This window comes from Virgibacillus sp. NKC19-16 (genome assembly GCF_021560035.1).
Taxonomy (GTDB): Bacteria; Bacillota; Bacilli; order Bacillales; family Amphibacillaceae; genus Virgibacillus_L; species Virgibacillus_L salidurans.
On the sequence record NZ_CP074373.1, the window covers coordinates 1,741,644 to 1,761,329 of the forward strand.

Annotated in this window: 19 protein-coding genes; all 19 read left to right on the forward strand. The window is 37.8% G+C overall.

Annotated features, from left to right (window positions below; all coding sequences use genetic code 11):
• The first annotated feature begins 83 nt into the window (after window positions 1–83).
• The gene (locus KFZ58_RS08995) at window positions 84–4,373 is read left to right on the forward strand and encodes a PolC-type DNA polymerase III (protein WP_235794464.1); all 4,290 of its coding nucleotides are present in this window, start codon (window positions 84–86) and stop codon (window positions 4,371–4,373) included.
• Between the two features lie 359 nt (window positions 4,374–4,732).
• Window positions 4,733–5,203: a ribosome maturation factor RimP gene (gene rimP / locus KFZ58_RS09000; RefSeq protein ID WP_235794465.1), complete on the forward strand. Its 471-nt coding sequence runs from the start codon at window positions 4,733–4,735 to the stop codon at window positions 5,201–5,203.
• A 17-nt stretch (window positions 5,204–5,220) separates the two neighbouring features.
• Complete coding sequence (gene nusA, locus KFZ58_RS09005) at window positions 5,221–6,327, forward strand: transcription termination factor NusA (RefSeq protein ID WP_235794466.1); 1,107 nt, start codon at window positions 5,221–5,223, stop codon at window positions 6,325–6,327.
• A 12-nt stretch (window positions 6,328–6,339) separates the two neighbouring features.
• Window positions 6,340–6,624 carry an RNase P modulator RnpM gene (rnpM, locus tag KFZ58_RS09010; protein WP_255695100.1) on the forward strand — a complete coding sequence of 95 codons (285 nt, stop codon included), beginning with the start codon at window positions 6,340–6,342 and terminating at the stop codon, window positions 6,622–6,624.
• Window positions 6,614–6,913, forward strand: a complete 300-nt coding sequence (locus tag KFZ58_RS09015; protein ID WP_235794712.1) for a L7Ae/L30e/S12e/Gadd45 family ribosomal protein — start codon at window positions 6,614–6,616, stop codon at window positions 6,911–6,913. The genes rnpM and KFZ58_RS09015 overlap by 11 nt, the downstream gene beginning before the upstream one ends.
• Window positions 6,914–6,933: 20 nt before the next feature.
• Window positions 6,934–9,069 carry a translation initiation factor IF-2 gene (gene infB, locus KFZ58_RS09020; protein ID WP_235794467.1) on the forward strand — a complete coding sequence of 712 codons (2,136 nt, stop codon included), beginning with the start codon at window positions 6,934–6,936 and terminating at the stop codon, window positions 9,067–9,069.
• Window positions 9,066–9,344: a DUF503 domain-containing protein gene (locus KFZ58_RS09025; RefSeq protein WP_235794468.1), complete on the forward strand. Its 279-nt coding sequence runs from the start codon at window positions 9,066–9,068 to the stop codon at window positions 9,342–9,344. Before infB ends, KFZ58_RS09025 begins: the two co-directional genes overlap by 4 nt.
• A 48-nt stretch (window positions 9,345–9,392) precedes the next feature.
• Entirely contained in the window at window positions 9,393–9,734 is a 342-nt protein-coding gene (gene rbfA / locus KFZ58_RS09030) for a 30S ribosome-binding factor RbfA (protein WP_235794469.1), read from the forward strand.
• Window positions 9,735–9,818: 84 nt separating this feature from the next.
• Window positions 9,819–10,718, forward strand: a complete 900-nt coding sequence (gene truB / locus KFZ58_RS09035; protein ID WP_235794470.1) for a tRNA pseudouridine(55) synthase TruB — start codon at window positions 9,819–9,821, stop codon at window positions 10,716–10,718.
• 23 nt (window positions 10,719–10,741) lie between these two features.
• Complete coding sequence (locus KFZ58_RS09040; protein WP_370642477.1) at window positions 10,742–11,413, forward strand: hypothetical protein; 672 nt, start codon at window positions 10,742–10,744, stop codon at window positions 11,411–11,413.
• Window positions 11,401–11,685, forward strand: coding sequence for a riboflavin kinase (locus KFZ58_RS19360; RefSeq protein ID WP_370642478.1), 285 nt, complete (start codon window positions 11,401–11,403; stop codon window positions 11,683–11,685). The genes KFZ58_RS09040 and KFZ58_RS19360 overlap by 13 nt, the downstream gene beginning before the upstream one ends.
• Before the next feature lie 135 nt (window positions 11,686–11,820).
• Window positions 11,821–12,090 (forward strand): 30S ribosomal protein S15, encoded by a 270-nt coding sequence (rpsO, locus tag KFZ58_RS09045; protein WP_235794471.1) that lies wholly within the window; start codon window positions 11,821–11,823, stop codon window positions 12,088–12,090.
• Window positions 12,091–12,210: 120 nt separating this feature from the next.
• On the forward strand, window positions 12,211–14,322 hold the full coding sequence (gene pnp, locus KFZ58_RS09050) for a polyribonucleotide nucleotidyltransferase (RefSeq protein WP_235794472.1): 2,112 nt from the start codon (window positions 12,211–12,213) through the stop codon (window positions 14,320–14,322).
• 124 nt (window positions 14,323–14,446) lie between these two features.
• Entirely contained in the window at window positions 14,447–15,388 is a 942-nt protein-coding gene (locus KFZ58_RS09055) for a polysaccharide deacetylase family protein (protein ID WP_235794473.1), read from the forward strand.
• Window positions 15,389–15,423: 35 nt separating this feature from the next.
• Window positions 15,424–16,647 (forward strand): M16 family metallopeptidase, encoded by a 1,224-nt coding sequence (locus tag KFZ58_RS09060; RefSeq protein ID WP_235794474.1) that lies wholly within the window; start codon window positions 15,424–15,426, stop codon window positions 16,645–16,647.
• 69 nt (window positions 16,648–16,716) lie between these two features.
• A complete protein-coding gene (locus tag KFZ58_RS09065) occupies window positions 16,717–16,953 on the forward strand; it encodes a YlmC/YmxH family sporulation protein (RefSeq protein ID WP_235794475.1) in 237 nt (78 codons plus the stop codon).
• Between the two features lie 146 nt (window positions 16,954–17,099).
• Entirely contained in the window at window positions 17,100–17,975 is an 876-nt protein-coding gene (gene dpaA, locus KFZ58_RS09070; RefSeq protein WP_235794476.1) for a dipicolinic acid synthetase subunit A, read from the forward strand.
• A gap of 1 nt (window position 17,976) precedes the next feature.
• Window positions 17,977–18,567, forward strand: a complete 591-nt coding sequence (dpaB, locus tag KFZ58_RS09075) for a dipicolinate synthase subunit B (protein ID WP_235794477.1) — start codon at window positions 17,977–17,979, stop codon at window positions 18,565–18,567.
• A 66-nt stretch (window positions 18,568–18,633) separates the two neighbouring features.
• Window positions 18,634–19,680: an aspartate-semialdehyde dehydrogenase gene (asd, locus tag KFZ58_RS09080; protein WP_235794478.1), complete on the forward strand. Its 1,047-nt coding sequence runs from the start codon at window positions 18,634–18,636 to the stop codon at window positions 19,678–19,680.
• The last annotated feature ends 6 nt before the right edge of the window (window positions 19,681–19,686 follow it).

The window sequence follows — 19,686 nt, forward strand, 5'->3', positions numbered from 1 at the left end:
TGAATGGAAAACCCTTGTCTTTACTTTCGGCAAGGGTTTCCATGATTATAGCTCTTTTGTCAGCTGTATAAGGAGGAGAATAAATGGATATATCAAAAAAAGAAAAAATGAATTTATTACTTAGTCAGCTACAAATGCCAGAAGAATACAGTAATGATTATTTTTTTGAAAGCTATTTAGACAAGTTAGAAGTGTATAAACAGACACGTACTTGGCATTTTCATGTCCATGTGAAGCGAGTTCTGCCATTACATATCTATTTATTATTAACAACGAAACTACAAGAGACATTTCAACAATTCGCCAACTTGGATGTAACGATTCACACGGAAGAAAAAAGCTGTGATTCTTCCATCATTAGTGATTACTGGAAAAACTTTATACAAAATTTAACCAACCTATCACCTGCTTATAAAGATTTAATTCAAACTCAAATTCCTCAAGTAAACAATAATAAGATTATATTGACTGCTAGAAACGAAGCTGAGGCAACAGCTTTAAAGAAACGTTTGGAAGATAGTTTTCAAATGTATTGCAGGAAAATCGGTGCTATGAGTTATTCGATGGAGATTAATGTAAAAACGGAAGCAGAGGCTATTCAAAAATTCAAACAACAAACTGCCTTAGAGGATCAGCAGGTTGTCTTAAAAACGGTTCAGGAAAAAGAAAAACGTGATAAAGAGAAATCACAACCTGCAAATAAACCATTTATGATTGGGTATAAAATTCAAGATGAAGTTATGCAAATGGAAGAAATTCAAGAGGAAGAACGTCGCGTAACCGTGCAAGGATATATATTTGCAGTAGATATCCGTCAATTACGTTCCGGAAGAAGTTTGTTAATTATTAAAGCTACAGATTATACGGATTCCCTGCAAATTAAAATGTTCTCCAAAGGTGATGAGGATGCTGCGAAATTCGAATCCGTCAAAGAAGGCATGTGGGTGAAAGCAAGAGGAAGTATACAAACAGATATGTATACAAATGAATTAGCCATGATGGCAAATGATATTCATGAAGTGAAAGTAGAAGCACGTACGGACTGGTTTCCTGATGAGGATAAAAGGGTTGAACTTCATGCGCATACAACAATGAGTCAAATGGATGCGGTTGTTTCTCCGTCTGCCCTTGTTGAACAAGCTGCAAAATGGGGGCATAAGGCTGTCGCTATTACAGATCATGCCGGAGTACAAGGATTTCCGGATGCACATACAGCAAGTCAAAAGAACGATATTAAAGTATTGTACGGTGTTGAAGCCAATTTAGTTGATGACGGTGTGCCAATCGCCTACAACGAATCGAATGTTGATTTGAAAACAGCTAGCTATGTGGTTTTTGATGTTGAAACTACCGGATTATCAGCAGTTTATGACACTATCATTGAGCTTGCCGGTGTTAAAATTCAGGATGGAGAGATTGTTGACCGATTTGAATCTTTTGCAAATCCCCATCATGCCCTCTCACAAACGACGACTGACTTGACAGGCATAACTGATGATATGGTAAAAAACGCACCAGAGATTGATGATGTATTAAAAGATTTTTATGAGTGGATGGAAGACAGTATCCTAGTAGCACACAACGCCAGCTTTGATATGGGCTTTTTGAACCAAGGTTTAAAAAAAATAGATTATGAGAAGGCAACAAACCCTGTTATAGATACATTAGAACTTGCCAGATTTTTGTTCCCTGAGTTAAAAAACCATCGGCTAAATACATTGTGTAAGTATTTGGATATTGAGCTAACACAACATCACAGAGCCATTTATGATGCTGAGGCTACAGGGTATTTACTTTGGAAATTGGTTCAAGGCCTGTTGAAAGAGGAAATCACGAATCATAATCAATTAAACAATCATATGGGTGAAGGAAATGCATATCAGCGTTCACGTCCATATCACTGTATATTACTCGCGAAAACGCAGGAAGGCCTAAAGAATTTATACAAATTGGTTTCGTATGCACATGTTAACTATTTTTATCGTGTGCCGCGTATTCCACGTTCTTTACTGCAAAAGTTAAGGAATGGTATTCTTGTTGGATCAGGTTGTGATAAGGGAGAAGTCTTTGAAACTATGATGCAAAAATCAGCGGAAGAGGCAGAAAAAGTAGCTGAGTTTTATGACTATATCGAAGTTCAACCCCCTGCCAACTATGCTCATTTGATTGAAAAAGATCTTGTTCAGAATGAAGCCCAAATCCTTGATATTATCACAAAACTGGTGGAAATGGGTAAACGTATGAATAAAAGAGTAGTTGCTACAGGTAATGTACATTATATCGAAAAGCATGAGAAATTATATCGTCAAATTCTGATTGCTTCCCAAGCCGGTAATCCCTTGAGCCGGCAAACTTTACCAGACACGCCGTTTCGTACAACAAATGAAATGATAGAATGCTTTAGCTTTTTAGGCGAAGAAAAAGCGCGTGAAATTATCATTGCGAATACCAATGCTTTAGCAGATGAAATGGAAGACGTTTCTCCGGTCCGTGATGGACTGTTTACACCAAAGATAGAAGGTGCTGAACAGGAAATTCGAGATCTTTGTTATAATCGTGCAAAACAGTTATACGGCGAAAAAGTTCCGGAAATCGTTACAGATCGACTGGAAAAAGAATTGGAGAGTATTATTGGAAATGGATTTGCGGTTATCTATTTAATTTCACAGAAACTGGTTAAAAAATCATTGACAGATGGCTATTTAGTAGGATCGCGTGGTTCAGTCGGCTCCTCCTTTGTAGCCACAATGACGGAGATTTCTGAGGTGAATCCACTGCCACCGCATTATGTTTGTCCGCACTGTCATCACAGTGAATTTATTACAGATGGTACTGCTGGAAGCGGATTTGATTTACCTGATAAAAATTGTCCAAGTTGCAATACACTGTTAACGAAAGATGGACAGGATATACCATTCGAGACTTTTCTAGGGTTTAAAGGTGATAAGGTTCCTGATATTGATTTGAATTTCTCAGGAGATTATCAACCTGTAGCACATAACTTTACAAAAGAAATATTTGGTGAGGACAATGTCTATCGTGCTGGGACAATTGGGACAGTAGCAGAGAAGACAGCTTACGGATATGTGAAAGGATACGCATCGGATAAACAACTGGTCTTAAAAAATGCCGAAGTGGATCGGCTTGTACAGGGCAGTCAAGGCGTGAAACGAAATACCGGCCAGCATCCTGGTGGAATCGTTGTTGTTCCTGAGGATAAGGAAATTTATGATTTCACACCAATTCAATACCCTGCAGATGATCGAAATAGCGAGTGGAAAACTACCCATTTTGATTTCCATTCCATTGACAGTAATTTATTAAAATTGGATATACTGGGACATGATGACCCAACCGTCATCCGTATGCTCCAGGACTTAAGTGGTATTGATCCAAAGACCATCCCAACCGATGATGCTGAAGTAATGAAAATATTTTCAGGTACGGAGGCAATTGGAGTTACACCAGAGCAAATTAATTGTAAAACCGGTACATTAGGTGTCCCTGAATTTGGAACAAATTTTGTAAGACAGATGCTTGAGGATACGAAACCATCAACATTCTCAGAACTTCTCATTATCTCAGGACTCTCACATGGTACGGATGTTTGGTTAGGGAATGCACAAGAGTTAATTAATGATGGTATATGTGAACTGCCTGATGTTATCGGCTGTCGTGATGATATTATGGTTTACTTGATGCACAAGGGTTTGGAAGCTTCCCTTGCCTTTAAAATTATGGAATTTGTTCGTAAAGGAAAAGGACTCGAGGATGACTGGATTGTTGAAATGAAAAAGCATGATGTACCGGACTGGTATATTGAATCCTGTAAGAAGATTAAATACATGTTCCCAAAAGCTCATGCTGCTGCCTATGTATTAATGGCAGTGAGGATCGCTTATTTCAAAGTACATTATCCCATTTTATTTTACGCGGCATACTTTACCGTAAGAGCTGGTGACTTTGAATTAGATACAATGGTTAAAGGTTCTCAGGCAATCAGACAGCGGATCGATAATATAACAGCAAAAGGAAATGACGCCCCGCCGAAAGAAAAAAGCTTGTTAACTGTATTGGAAGTATCACTGGAAATGTGCGAACGTGGTTTTTCATTTAAGAAGGTGGATCTTTATAAATCCAATGCAAAGGAATTTATTGTTGATGATAATACGCTCATACCGCCATTTAATGCTGTTGATGGATTAGGGACGAACGCAGCCCTTAATATCGTAAAAGCACGTGAAGAAGGTGAGTTTTTATCCAAGGAGGATCTTCGTGAGCGGAGCAGGGTTTCCAAGACTGTTTTGGAATATCTGGATAATCATGGATGTTTAGATGGAATGGAAGAGAAAAATCAGCTATCTTTATTTTAAAGGATGTTTTTAAAAGGTTGGGACTGCACCCAAAGGTTCGTCCCGCCGAACACAATTGTTGCTTTTGATACAAAGATATAAAATGCGATGTAACTTGAAATGAAGATTGATGCTTTTCCTCCGCTTGCATCATCATTATCCTTGTGATATACTATTTTTGGTAAGTACTGATATGAACGGTTAAAAGAGTGGGTAAACACCCACTCTTTCTTCATACTTCTATTCTATTTTAAGTTATGCTTTCCCTTGCCACGTCTTTTAGGCAGGGGTTTTATATTGAATCGAAGGTCCTTAAATGAAAATTGGTATGTTTGTCCATAATAAGGAATAATGACAACTGAATAAAGGAGGATGGAAGCTTGAGTTCTCAAGTAGTAAAAACAACCGAGCAATTACTGCAGCCTATTTTAGAGAAAAGAAATTTGGAATTGGTTGATATTAACTATGAAAAAGAAGGTAAAAATTGGTTTCTTCGGATATATATTGACAAAGCTGGTGGAGTGGATATTTCAGAGTGTGGAGATGTTTCAGAAGAGTTAAGTGAAAAACTAGATGAAACAGATCCAATTAAAGAAGCATACTTTCTGGAAGTCTCATCACCAGGTGTTGAGCGACCATTAAAAACAAAGGAAGACGTTGAAAATAATTTGCATAAGAACGTTTATTTGAAACTGTATGAACCAATCGATGGATCGAAGGAACACGAGGGTATTTTGAAGGATTTCACAAATGATATAGTAACGATAGAGTACAAAGTAAAAACGCAAAAAAAACAGGTGGAAATTCCATATGACAAAATAGCAAAAGCAAGACTTGCTGTAATGTTTTAAAAGGGGGAAAAGAAAAAGTGAGCAGTCAGTTGTTTGATGCGATTGATTATTTGGCAAAGGAAAAAGGAATCGATAAGAATATTCTGCTGGAAGCGTTGGAAGCGGCTTTAATATCAGCCTATAAGAAGAATTTTAAATCTGCGTCAAATGTGCGAGTAGAACTTAATGAAGAAACAGGTAAAATGGGAGTCTTTTCACGAAAAACTGTGGTTGAAGAAATAGAAGATATGCAACAGGAAATATCACTGGAAGAAGCCAAGGAATTAGATCCGAATTATGAATTAGAAGATGTAATTGAGGTGGAAGTAACACCAAAAGACTTTGGCCGAATAGCAGCTCAAGCAGCCAAGCAGGTTGTTACACAACGTGTGAGAGAGGCTGAGCGAGGTGTTATATTCAGTGAATATCAAGATCGTGAAGAAGATGTAATGACAGGGATTATTCAGCGCACGGACTCACGTTTTGTTTATGTCCATTTAGGTAAGGTTGAGGCGAAGCTAGCTGAAGCTGAACAAATGCCTACAGAAGATTACTATGTTCATGACCGTTTAAAAGTATTTGTTACGAAAGTAGAAAATACGAGTAAGGGGCCACAGATTTTTATTTCCAGATCCCACCCCGGCCTCCTGAAAAGATTGTTTGAAATGGAAGTTCCAGAAATCTATGATGGAATTGTTGAAATTAAATCTGTTTCAAGAGAAGCAGGAGATCGGTCTAAAATATCTGTTCATGCTCCTGATCCGGAAATTGACCCTGTTGGTTCATGCGTTGGACAAAAAGGACAGCGCGTGCAGGCAATTGTTAACGAATTAAAAGGGGAAAAAATAGATATTGTAGAATGGTCCGAGGACCCGGTTGTATATGTAACAAATGCGCTCAGTCCGTCAAAAGTGATTGAGGTATTAGTGAATGAGGAAGAGAAAGCAACTACTGTAATCGTTCCAGACTATCAATTATCGCTGGCTATTGGAAAACGTGGTCAAAATGCAAGGTTGGCGGCTAAGTTAACAGGTTGGAAAATCGATATTAAGAGCGAAACAGATGCAAGAGCTGAAGGTCTTTTAACAGATGCAGATGATTACGATGAAGATGACCCAGACAGTGATGATGATTTGTTCCAATAAGGAGGGAATCCGGTGGCACAAAAGAAAAAGAAGATACCACAACGTAAATGTATTGTAACAAATGAAATGAAACCAAAAAAAGAACTGATCCGTGTTGTAAGGAATAAAGAAGGAGAAGTTTTTGTTGATCCGACCGGTAAAAAGAACGGCCGAGGTGCCTATTTATCCCGTGATCATGATGTCATTACAAAAGCTGAAGAAACGAATATATTAAACCGTCAATTCAATGCAGAAGTAGATGCGGCAATTTATGATGAACTAAAACAATTCATTGATGGTAATGACAATGAAAAATAGCTATTTAAATATATTGGGGCTTGCATTTCGTGCTGGAAAATGTTCTTTAGGGGAAGAAACAATCGTGAAAGACATTCAGAAAAATAGAGCAATGTTAGTACTTCTGGCAAATGATATCGGTCCACAGACATATAAGAAATTAACGAATAAATGTAAAACGTATGAAATTCCATTTCGGATAGTCGATGACAGAGAAACAATGTCAAACGCTATTGGAAAATCCCATAGGGTAGCTATTGCCATTTTAGATGCAGGATTTGCTGCTAAGATTAAATCGCTACTCGGGTAATTAAATTCGGGGGTGAACGTATGAGTAAAATGCGTGTATATGAATATGCAAAACAAAATAATGTAACAAGTAAAGATGTAATTAATCATTTAAATAACCTCAATATAGAGGTTTCCAATCATATGTCAACAATTTCAACTGATACAGCAACAAAATTGGATGGTAAGTTTAACGCTAAAGCTAGTTCCACTAGTAATACAAAACAACAAAAAAACGAAACATCATCCAGTCAAAATAAGCAACCAGTGAATAAAAACGTAAATAAAGGAAAGACCAATAAAGCCGAACAGAAAAAAAATCCACAGCAGAACAAACAGAATAATAAGCAAAACAGAAACCAAAAAGGTAAAAAAGGAAGAGAGAATAAATTTGCACCAAATAAACAGCCTGCAGTGAAGAAAATCCTTGAGCGTATTACGTACAGCGATACGCTAACCGTTAGTGAGCTTGCAAGTAAGCTTCATATGCAAACAGCAGAAATAATTAAAAAACTAATGAACTTAGGCGTAATGGCAACGAAAAATCAAGATCTTGATGATGATACGGTAGAGTTACTTTGTGCTGAATTTAATGTAGAAGTTGAAAAAGAAATCATATTGGATGATACGGACTTTGATAAATATAGAGTAGAAGAAAATGAATCTGATCTTATTGAAAGACCTGCCGTGGTTACCATTATGGGACATGTCGACCATGGTAAGACAACGTTGCTTGATTCCATTCGTCATACGAAAGTAACTGCTGGAGAAGCTGGAGGGATCACCCAACATATCGGTGCATATCAAGTAGAAGATCAAGGGAAAAAAGTTACATTCCTTGATACACCAGGGCATGCTGCATTTACAAGTATGCGATCCCGCGGGGCACAGGTAACTGATATTGCTATTTTAGTTGTCGCTGCTGATGATGGGGTAATGCCACAAACGGTAGAAGCTATCAACCATGCGAAAGCTGCTGAAGTACCAATTATAGTAGCCGTAAACAAAATGGACAAAGAAGGTGCTAACCCGGATCGTGTCATGCAGGAATTAACGGAATATGAACTTATTCCAGAAGCATGGGGTGGCAGTACGATTTTCGTTAATGTAACAGCGACAAAGGCTGAAGGTATCGACGATCTACTGGAAATGATATTACTTGTCTCCGAGGTTGAAGAATTAAAAGCAAATCCTAATACAAGTGCCTCCGGTACAGTAATCGATGCCGAGCTGGATAAAGGCCGTGGGTCTGTAGCGACATTACTCATTCAGAATGGACAATTAAATATTGGTGATTCGATCGTCGTGGGTAATACGTATGGTCGTGTAAGAGCAATGGTTAACGATGTTGGAGCGCGTGTTAAAAAAGCCGGGCCATCAACACCTGTGGAAATCACCGGTTTAAACCATGTGCCTCAAGCTGGAGATCAATTTATGGTATTTGCTGATGAGAAAAAGGCGCGCCAAATTGGTGAAGCACGTGAACAAAAATATATCGTTGAAAATCGTAGTGAACAATCAAAAGTTAGCCTTGATGACTTGTTTGAGCAAATCAAACAAGGAGAAATGAAGGAAATCAATATTATTATTAAAGCAGATGTTCAGGGATCTGCTGAAGCACTGGCAGGCTCTCTTGGAAAAATAGAAGTTGAAGGTGTAAATATCAAAATTATTCATACCGGCGTAGGAGCGATTACGGAATCAGATATTATTTTAGCGTCAGCTTCAAACGCAATTGTAATCGGGTTTAATGTTCGCCCTGATGTTAACGCAAAGAAAGCTGCTGACTCAGAAAAAGTGGATGTACGTCTCCATCGTGTTATATATACTGCTATTGAAGAAATTGAAGCAGCTATGAAAGGTATGCTCGATCCGGAATATGAAGAAAAAGTAATCGGACAAATAGAAGTTCGTGAAATATTCAAGGTTTCCAAAATCGGGACAATAGCGGGTAGCTATGTAACTGATGGTAAAGTTACAAGAGATTCCGGTATAAGAGTCATCCGTGATGGTGTTGTTCAATTTGAAGGAGAAATTGCTGCATTAAAACGCTTTAAAGATGACGTCAGGGAAGTAGCCAAAAACTATGAATGCGGGATTACCATTAAAAATTTCAATGACATTAAAGAAGGCGATGTTATGGAAGCTTATGTTATGGAAGAAATTGAACGAAAATGATTATCTATGCAGAAGTAGAGTGCATGATGTATGATGGCCATTCGCTTAAGTCGAAACGATCAATTATAAAACGATTATTGGCTAAATTACGCAACAATTTCAATGTAGCTGTTGTAGAATTGGATTATCATGATTTATGGCAACGAACAAAACTCGGTATCGTTACGATCTCTACTAGCGTTTCTCATGCCGAACAGATCATGCAAGAGGTACTGCGCGTAATTGATACGTATTCAGAACTTGAGCGTACCATTACAGATGTAGAGCGCATGTAATTTCAGGTGCTCTACCGATAAAAGCTTTCCTTAGACGAGGTGAATGAAATGTCAGATGTACGTGCAAATCGTGTAGCAGAGCAGATGAAGAAAGAGTTAGGTGAAATTTTCACCCAAAAATTAAAAGATCCGCGAATAGGCTTTGTTACAGTCATGGATGTAGAAGTAACAGGTGATCTCCAGCAAGCAACAATATTTATATCTGTGCTTGGTGACGAACAGCAAAAACATGATACACTTTTAGGTCTCACAAAGGCGAAAGGATTTATCCGTTCGGAAATCGGACAGCGAATCCGTTTACGCAAAACACCTGAATTAATGTTTGAGTTTGATGAAGCTTTTGATTATGGTAATCGTATAGAAACAATTCTGCGTGAGCTAAACAAATAGTCACTGTCTAAAATCTGACTCAGACTTAAGTGAGTCAGATTTTTTACATACCATACACATAACTACATATGGAGGTTTTAGCAAATGAATGGTATATTGCCATTATGGAAGCCAAAGGGTATGACGTCACATGATTGTGTTATACAGATACGAAAAATTTTTAAAACTAAAAAAGTCGGTCATACCGGTACCCTTGATCCTGAAGTTGAAGGTGTACTTCCTATGTGTATTGGTGAGGCAACCAAAATTGTACCTTATTTAACAGAAACAGAGAAAGGCTATATTGCGCAAGTGAAATTGGGCCAAGCGACAGATACAGAAGATAGACATGGAACTGTGGTCGAGGAAAAATCAGTAGCTGAACTCCCTTCTGAAAAAAGAATAGAAAATGTGCTACAATCATTTAGAGGAACAATCAAACAAGTTCCGCCAATGTATTCTGCGGTAAAAATAAATGGAAAGAAATTATATGAATATGCAAGAGCAGGTGAAGAGGTCAAACGTCCTGTAAGAGAGGCCACCATTCACGACTTAAAACGATTACCTCTAAAAGCAAATGAAGGAACCGATCGCTTTAGCATGGAAATCATTTGTTCCAAAGGTACCTATATACGAACATTATGTGTTGATATTGGGAAGCGATTAGGATATCCTGCACATATGTCAGACTTAGTAAGAACGAAATCTGCTTCATTTACGAAAGAGAATACAGTAACATTTGCCATTATTGAAGAAGCGGCAAAACATAACCACCAGGATCAATTATTAATTCCTATGATTAAAGGACTGGATCACTTGGACATTCTATATGTAGATGAAGAAACAAAGCGCAAAGTTCATCATGGTCAAAAGATTTCGAAACCGAAAAAAATAATAAAAACGGATCCATTTGTCGTTATGCATGATCAGCAATTATTAGCAATCTATCAAATACATCCCCAAAAGCCAGAACAAATGAAACCAGTTCGCGTCTTTCATGGGTGAGAAAAAAGCGTAGGTGAATACTTGTGAGAACGAATCAGCTAACATATCCCCATACATTGGGATCGGATGAACTACCCCATACGGTTAGTGCAATAGGATTTTTCGATGGTGTGCATAAAGGTCATCAAAAAGTAATCGAAACAGCAGTCGAAGAAGCAAAACGAAAGAATATGGAAAGTGCAGTAATTACATTTCATCCACATCCCTCTGTTGTATTGAAAAAAGGTACACAACATGTGAAATACATTACACCTATACGAGAAAAGAAAGAGGTTCTGCAAAAGCTACATGTTGATCGACTATATATTATAGAATTTAATAAGGAATTGTCTTCCTTGTCACCCCAGGAGTTTATCGATCATTTTATTATAGGATTAAATATTAAGCATTTAGTTGCGGGATTCGACTATTCCTATGGCTACAAAGGACGCGGGAATATGGATGTCATTCATGAACACACTAGAGATGCGTTTACGCACACTGCAATAGATAAAGTAACGTTGGATGAAGAGAAAATCAGTTCCACCAAAATAAGAGAACTTCTTAAAGCCGGGAACGTGCAGGAGGTAGGTATGCTGCTAGGGCGACCTTTAGCGTTTTACGGTACCGTCATAAAAGGGGATCAGCGGGGCGGGAGATCGGATATCCTACTGCTAACTTACAGATTAACACGGATGTATTATTGCCAAAAATAGGCGTATATGCAGTGAAAATTCGTTATAAGAATGAGGTTTATGAGGGGATGGCTAGTATTGGAACAAATCCAACCTTTACCTCAGATCGAAAGGATTTGTCTGTAGAGGTAAATATATTTGATTATAACAATGATCTTTATGGTGAAGAATTACTAATCGAATGGCATAAGTATTTCCGAGATGAAGAGAAATTTGATGGTGCCGAGCCTCTAATTAATCAGATTGCTACTGATGAAAAAAACATACGGGCCTTCTTTTCAGAGAAAGGCTAAAATTATCTTATTTTCACTTGCAATTTCTACCCAAAAGCGTTATGATTAACAACGTAAAACCATTGCTTGGCAAATCGTAACTCCGGCGTTTGCTAGGGAACTGGGGATATAACTTATGATTAGGAGGTGAGCCAGATGGCTATCACACAAGAACGCAAGAATGAAATTATTAGTGAATATAAAGTTCATGATAATGACACTGGTTCTCCAGAAGTACAAATTGCAGTACTTACTGAAGAAATTACCAAATTAAACGAACATTTACGTGTTCATAAAAAAGATCACCATTCACGTCGCGGTCTTTTGAAAATGGTTGGTAAACGTCGTAATTTACTAAACTATCTGCGTAATAAAGACATTACTCGTTATCGTGATTTAATTAAAAATCTTGGATTACGTCGATAATAGTTACAAAAGCAGGAGAAATCCTGCTTTTTTTATATTTTTACTACATAAAATTTACATTCCTGCTTATAAACTATAAAATAAAGAAGAATGCTTTAAATGAAAGGAGTGGCATAACTAATGTCAGAAGAAAAACAGGTTTTTTCAACAGAGATTGCAGGTAAACCGTTTACTGTCGAAATAGGTGAACTCGCTAAACAGGCTAATGGCGCATGTATGATTCACTATGGAGACACTTCAGTATTAACTGCAGCTACAGCATCAAAACAACCAAAGGATCTTCCGTTTTTCCCATTAACTGTAAACTATGAAGAACGTTTATATGCAGTGGGCAAAATTCCCGGGGGCTTTATCAAACGTGAGGGTAGACCAAGTGAGAAGGCAACCTTAACTTCACGCTTAATTGACCGCCCTATTCGTCCATTATTTCCGGATGGCTTTAGAAATGAAGTTCAAGTTATTTCAACGGTAATGAGTGTTGATCAGGATTGTTCATCTGAAATGGCAGCAATGATTGGCTCATCTATTGCTTTAAGTGTTTCTGATATCCCATTCGCCGAACCAATTGCTGGTGTTAAAATCGGACGAGTTGACGGGGAGTTTATCATCAATCCAGGTGTTGAGCAGGAAGCAAAAAGTGATATTGATTTAACGGTAGCCGGCACAAAAGACGCAATCAATATGGTGGAAGCCGGAGCAGAGGAAGTCCCTGAAGAAACAATGCTTGAAGCTATTATGTTTGGCCATGAAGAAATTCAGCGACTGGTTGCATTTCAAGAAGATATTGTACAAGCTGTAGGTGCCCTGAAATCAGAGGTCTCCCTATTTGAATCAGATGAAGAAATAGTTGCCAAAGTAGAGGAACAAGCAAAAGAAAAAATGGTTGCAGCAATTCAAGTTACTGAGAAACATGCAAGAGAAGAAGCAATTGATGTGGTAAAAGATGAAGTTCTTGAGGCATATGAGGAAGAAGAACCTGAGATTATTACACAAGTGAAATCTGCTCTCGATAAAATAGTTAAAGAAGAGGTACGTCGCCTAATTACAAAAGAAAAGATACGCCCGGATGGTCGTAAGGTTGATGAGATTCGTTCATTATCATCACGAATTAATGTATTTCCGAGAACACATGGATCCGGTCTCTTTACACGTGGACAAACCCAGGCACTAAGTATCTGTACGCTTGGAGCCTTAGGGGATGTTCAAATATTGGATGGGCTTGATCTGGAAGAGTCGAAGCGATTCATGCATCATTATAATTTCCCACAATACAGTGTTGGTGAAACAGGACCTATTAGAGGCCCAGGCCGCCGTGAGATTGGACATGGGGCATTGGGAGAAAGAGCACTTGAAAAAGTTGTCCCTTCAGATAAGGAATTTCCATATACCATTCGCTTAGTATCAGAAGTGTTGGAATCCAATGGTTCTACATCACAGGCGAGTATCTGTGCAAGTACGCTTGCTATGATGGATGCAGGGGTACCTATTAAAGCACCAGTTGCCGGAATTGCTATGGGGCTAGTTAAATCCGGGGATGATTATTCCATATTATCGGATATTCAAGGCATGGAAGACGCTTTAGGAGATATGGACTTTAAAGTTGCCGGAACTGAAAAGGGTGTTACGGCATTACAAATGGATATTAAAATTGACGGCCTGTCCAAAGAGATTTTAAAAGAGGCATTACATCAGGCTAAAATTGGACGCATGCATATTTTAGATTCCATGCTGGCTACAATTGAACAACCTAAAGAGGAACTGTCTGAGTATGCACCTAAAATTTTAACCATGAACATTAATCCGGATAAAATCCGATCCGTTATTGGGCCAAGTGGTAAACAGATTAATAAAATCATTGAAGAAACCGGAGTTAAAATTGATATTGAACAAGACGGCGGTGTCTTTATTTCATCAACAGATGCCTCTATGAATAAGAAAGCGAAAAAGATTATTGATGATCTTGTTAGAGAAGTTGAAGTTGGTGAAATGTATTTAGGTACTGTAAAACGGATTGAAAAATTCGGAGCGTTTGTAGAATTGTTTAAAGGAAAAGACGGTCTTGTGCATATTTCCGAATTGCAAGAAGAACGAACAAACAAAGTGGAAGATGTTGTTTCCATCGGGGACGAAATAATGGTCAAGGTAAAAGAAATCGATAATCAAGGACGTATCAACCTTTCGCGAAAAGCAGTTCTAAAGGAAGAAAAGGAAAAACAACAAGAAGCTAAATAATAAGTTTTAATGAAACAAGAAGCTGGAAAACCAGTTTCTTTTTTATTTACAAGGATAATACATATTGTTCGTTTATCATACCTTGTCCTTTTCATTCATATAATTGAGGGCAGGGGGGATTTGAATGTATCGCTACAAGAGAGCTGTTAACTTTTGTATATTTATTCTTATCGTTGTTTTAGCTTTTAATCCGGATAATAATCCTTTTTTTATAGCGGAAGTTAGCACGTTTGAGGTAGTAAAAACTGAGGATGCCCTATATCAGGAAATACAGGAGAAAGGTTCCGACTATTCACTACCTCCTCAAAATGCATATATTGACAGTGTTTGGAATAAAACACCTGGTAGAAATGGTGTTGAGGTTAATATCGATGCCTCATATGAAAAAATGAAAAAAGAAGGTACATTTGATGAATCTTTACTTGTGTATGAACAAACACCTCCGGAAATAACATTAGAGGACTTAGCCGTGTCCCCTATATACCGGGGACATCCGGAAAAAGATATGGTTGCATTTTTAGTGAATGTATCTTGGGGGACGGAGCATATTCCGGATATATTGAACATACTAAAAGATAATAATGTAAAAGCAACATTTTTTCTTGAAGGACAGTGGGCACAGGAAAATGCTGAATTCGTGGAAATGATTGATGAACAAGGCCACACTGTAGGTAATCATGCATATAATCATCCAAATATGGCCAGGTTATCCCCGCAGGAAAATACAAGGCAAATTAGTCAAACGAATGAAATAATTAAAGCAATCACCGGTGATACTCCAAAATGGTTCGCACCGCCGAGCGGAGATTATACAGATCAGGTTGTTCAAGCTGCTCATGACCTGCAAATGGAAACGATTCTTTGGACGGTAGATACGATTGATTGGAAGAATCCGTCCGTTTCTGTTATGATAAATCGAGTAAATAGCAAACTTCATCCTGGTGCAACCATTTTAATGCACCCGACAGAATCAATTACAGAAGGACTTGATCCTTTAATTAGAAACATTAAAGAAAATGGTTACCGAATTGGGACGCTAGATAAATTGTTAAGTGAAGAAAGGTAATATACATCAACATTGGGAACGACAGGAGGAAAAGTATGATAGAGAAACACACAAGTAATAATGGGCTTCGTATTGTACTGGAAAATATTCCAGCAGTCCGTTCTGTAACAATTGGGATCTGGATACTAACCGGATCACGAAATGAAACAAATTTAAATAATGGAATCTCTCACTTTTTAGAGCATATGTTTTTTAAAGGTACAAATACTAGGTCACCACAGGATATTGCAGAAGAGTTTGATTCCATTGGCGGACAGGTAAATGCATTTACATCTAAAGAATATACTTGTTTGTTTGCTAAGGTGCTGGATACACATAAAGAGTATGCACTCGAAATTCTAGCAGATATGTTCTTTCATTCCTCATTTGATGAACTGGAGATGGAACGGGAGAAAAAAGTGATTTATGAAGAAATAAAAATGTATGAAGACACACCGGATGATATTGTTCATGATTTGTTGGCGCAAGCCTCCTATGGCGGGCATCCACTAGGATATCCAATTCTGGGTACAGAAGAACATCTAAAAGGATTTAACGCCGACACATTACGAAATTATATGAAAGAACAATACATACCGGAAAATGTAGTCATATCTGTAGCAGGGAATACCGATGATTCGTTTATTGGTAAAATAGAAAATTATTTCGGATCTTACAACGCTGAATATAAACCTTCAAACATCGTGAGGCCAACCTTTTTAGCAAATACAATTGAACGAAATAAAGATACAGAACAAGCGCATTTATGCTTAGGTTATGATGGGTTGCCTGTAGGACATGAAAATACGTATAGTTTAATTATAATGAATAACGTACTTGGTGGAAGTATGAGTTCAAGATTATTTCAGGAAGTACGAGAAAAACAGGGATTGGCTTATTCCGTCTTCTCTTACCACTCATCCTTTTTGGATAATGGGCTATTAACCATTTATGCAGGTACGGGAAAAGACCAATTACCTTTATTAAGAGATACAATTGACAAAACGGTAGAAACACTGATTAAAAGTGGATTAACGGATAAAGAGTTAACCAATAGCAAAGAACAATTGAAAGGAAACTTAATGTTGAGCCTTGAAAGTACAAATAGCCGAATGAGCCGTAACGGGAGAAATGAAATGCTCCTTAATCGTCATCGTACACTTGATGAAATGATTAGTGAAATTGATGCAGTTAGTCATGATTCCATACAAAAAGTAATTGAAAAACTATTTAACCAATCATCTTCCACAGCATTAATTGCACCTGATACGTCCGGATAGCCTATGTCTCATACATAGGCTATTTTTTTTGGCATATATATGTATAAGCTTAACTTAAGGGGGGTTAAAATGCGTTATAAAGATATTAGCGGAAAGGAAATCGTTAATGTTAATCAAGGAGCAAGGCTGGGAATATTAGGGCAAACTGATTTGGAAATCGATGAGAAGTCCGGACAAATTGAATCTTTTATTATTCCAAATTATAAATGGTTTGGCCTGAAAAAAGAAGGGGAGGAGCAGAAAATTCGGTGGAGTTCCATTAAAACAATTGGTGAAGATATGATTATGATTGAACTTGATGAATAAGCATCCATTTCTCTCGCGCTGGTATTGCTTTTGTGATACCAGTTTTTTTGTTTTTATTTTTAAAAGTACTATCACTATCAGGAGCGGGGGGCATAAGCTATAAGGAAATGATTTTAGGAAATGTAGTCTGGAGGTTATTTATCGTAATGAATCGATTAATCGCTGTAATAGGTGGCGACGAGCGCTACTTGGAGTTAATTCGGCAGCTTAACATGCTGCCAGACACAACCATTATTCTTGTAGGGTTTGATAACTTGGAGCAGGGCTTTATGGGGCTAACGCAAATGGAAGTAGGAGAGTTAGAGTTAGCAAAATTAGATGCAGTTGTTCTGCCAATTACTGGAACAGACGCAGAAGGAGGGGTTGAAACCGTTTTTTCAGATCAGCCCATTCAATTATCAAAGCAATGGTTTAACCAATTGAAGAAATCTGCCTTCATCTTTACTGGGATTACCAATGACTATCTGTCAACTGCAACAACAGAAGCTAATATCTCATTGATCCCTTTATTAGACCGAGATGATGTTGCCATTTATAACTCCATACCAACAGCAGAAGGGGCAATCATGATGGCAATAGAACATACAGATTATACGATTCATGCTTCCCGTGTTAATGTGGTTGGTTTTGGCAGAGTTGGAAATACCGTAGCAAATAAGTTTGCAGCCCTTGGTGCCAAAGTATCTGTAACTGCCAGTAGTATCAAAGATTTGGCCAGAATTACCGAGATGGGTTTAACGGCTGTTCCGTTATCTAGCTTTTCTGCATATACAAGTGAATGTGACTTATTAATAAATACGATTCCTGCACCAGTTGTAAAAAAAGAATCCATCCAAAATCTTCCACCACATGCGTTAATATTAGATCTTGCTTCAAATCCTGGTGGTACAGATTTTGATTACGCGAAGCAAAGAGGAATTACTGCAATCTTATCAAGGAGTCTGCCAGGTATTGTAGCCCCTAAAACTGCCGGGAAGATTTTAGCAGATGTTATTAAACAATCAGTGATGAAAGGAGATTAAAATGAGCCTAGTAGGAAAAAGAATTGGTATTGGTTTAACAGGTTCGCATCATATGTATGAAAAAGTTTTTCCGCAAATGGAGAAATTGATGGTTGAGGGTGCGGAAGTTGTTCCAATTGTTTCCTATACTGTGAAAAATACAGATACGAAACATGGGAAAGCAAAGGAGCATATTGAAAAAATAGAATCGATTACTGGGAAGAAAGTTATCTCAACAATTCCGGAAGCTGAGCCCCTAGGTCCAAAAAATCCATTAGATTGTATGGTCATTGCACCTTTAACAGGGAATTCTTTAAGCAAGTTTGCCAATGCGGTTACAGATTCACCTGTGTTAATGGCTGCAAAATCAACAATACGAAACCAAAGTCCTGTCGTTTTAGGTATTTCCACAAATGATGCACTGGGATTAAACGGGGTAAATTTAATGCGGCTAATGGCGACAAAATATATTTATTTTATTCCATATGGTCAGGATAATCCATACAAAAAGCCTAATTCTTTGGTATCTAATATGGATTATTTAATTCCTGCCGTAGAATCTGCACTGCATTCTTCACAAATCCAACCAGTTATTATTCCTCATATCGATTAATTATGATAGAATAAGATCTTAAAGGGAATATTACTAATTTTACTATTGGTGAAGGGAGTCATATAAATGACAGAAAAAACAGCATACAATATAGCAGTTGTAGGAGCAACCGGTGCAGTGGGACAGAAAATAATACAAATCTTAGAAAATAAGGACTTCCCAATAAACGAATTAAAGTTTTTATCTTCGGAAAGGTCAGCAGGAAAGAAGATACAGTTTAAGGGAAAAGAGATAACAATAGAAGCGGCGGTTCCTAATAGTTTTGCCGGAGTGGATATTGCTTTATTTTCAGCTGGTGGATCTGTCTCGAAGCAATTGGTTCCTGAAGCAGTAAAACATGGTGCTGTCGTTGTTGATAATACAAGTGCATACCGAATGGATAAAGATGTACCGCTCGTTGTACCAGAAGTTAATCAATCAGATATTCAAAACCATCAAGGGATAATCGCTAATCCGAATTGTTCTACTATTCAGATGGTAGCAGCATTAAAACCACTGCAGGATGCTTATGGCATTGAGCGCGTAATTGTATCAACGTATCAGGCAGTATCAGGTGCCGGGGAAAAAGCGAACGGGGAATTGGATACACAAATCAAACAGTACACAGCTAATGAAGAAATGAAAGCAGATTTACTACCTGTAAAAGATGGTGAAAGGCATTATCCGATTGCATTTAATGCACTTCCACAAATCGATGTGTTTCAGGAAAACGGGTATACGTTTGAAGAAATGAAAATGATTAATGAAACAAAGAAAATTATGCATACACCCGAACTTCCGGTTGCTGCCACTTGTGTTCGGTTGCCTATCTTTAGGTCCCATGCAGAAAGTATATATATAGAGGTAGAAAAGGAAGGTTTGCCCGTTACTGATCTTTGGAAGGTCTTAAATAATGCTGATGGTATTGTATTGGAAGATGACCCTACAACACAAACTTATCCTACACCTTTAAGTGCAGCAGATAAAGAAGCTGTTTTCGTTGGTCGTGTGAGAAAAGACCTAGATAATGATAAAGGATTCCATATGTGGGTTGTTTCCGATAATCTTCTGAAAGGTGCTGCTTGGAATACCATACAAATAGCGGAAAGTTTAATTCAAAATAAATGGCTGTAAGGTAGT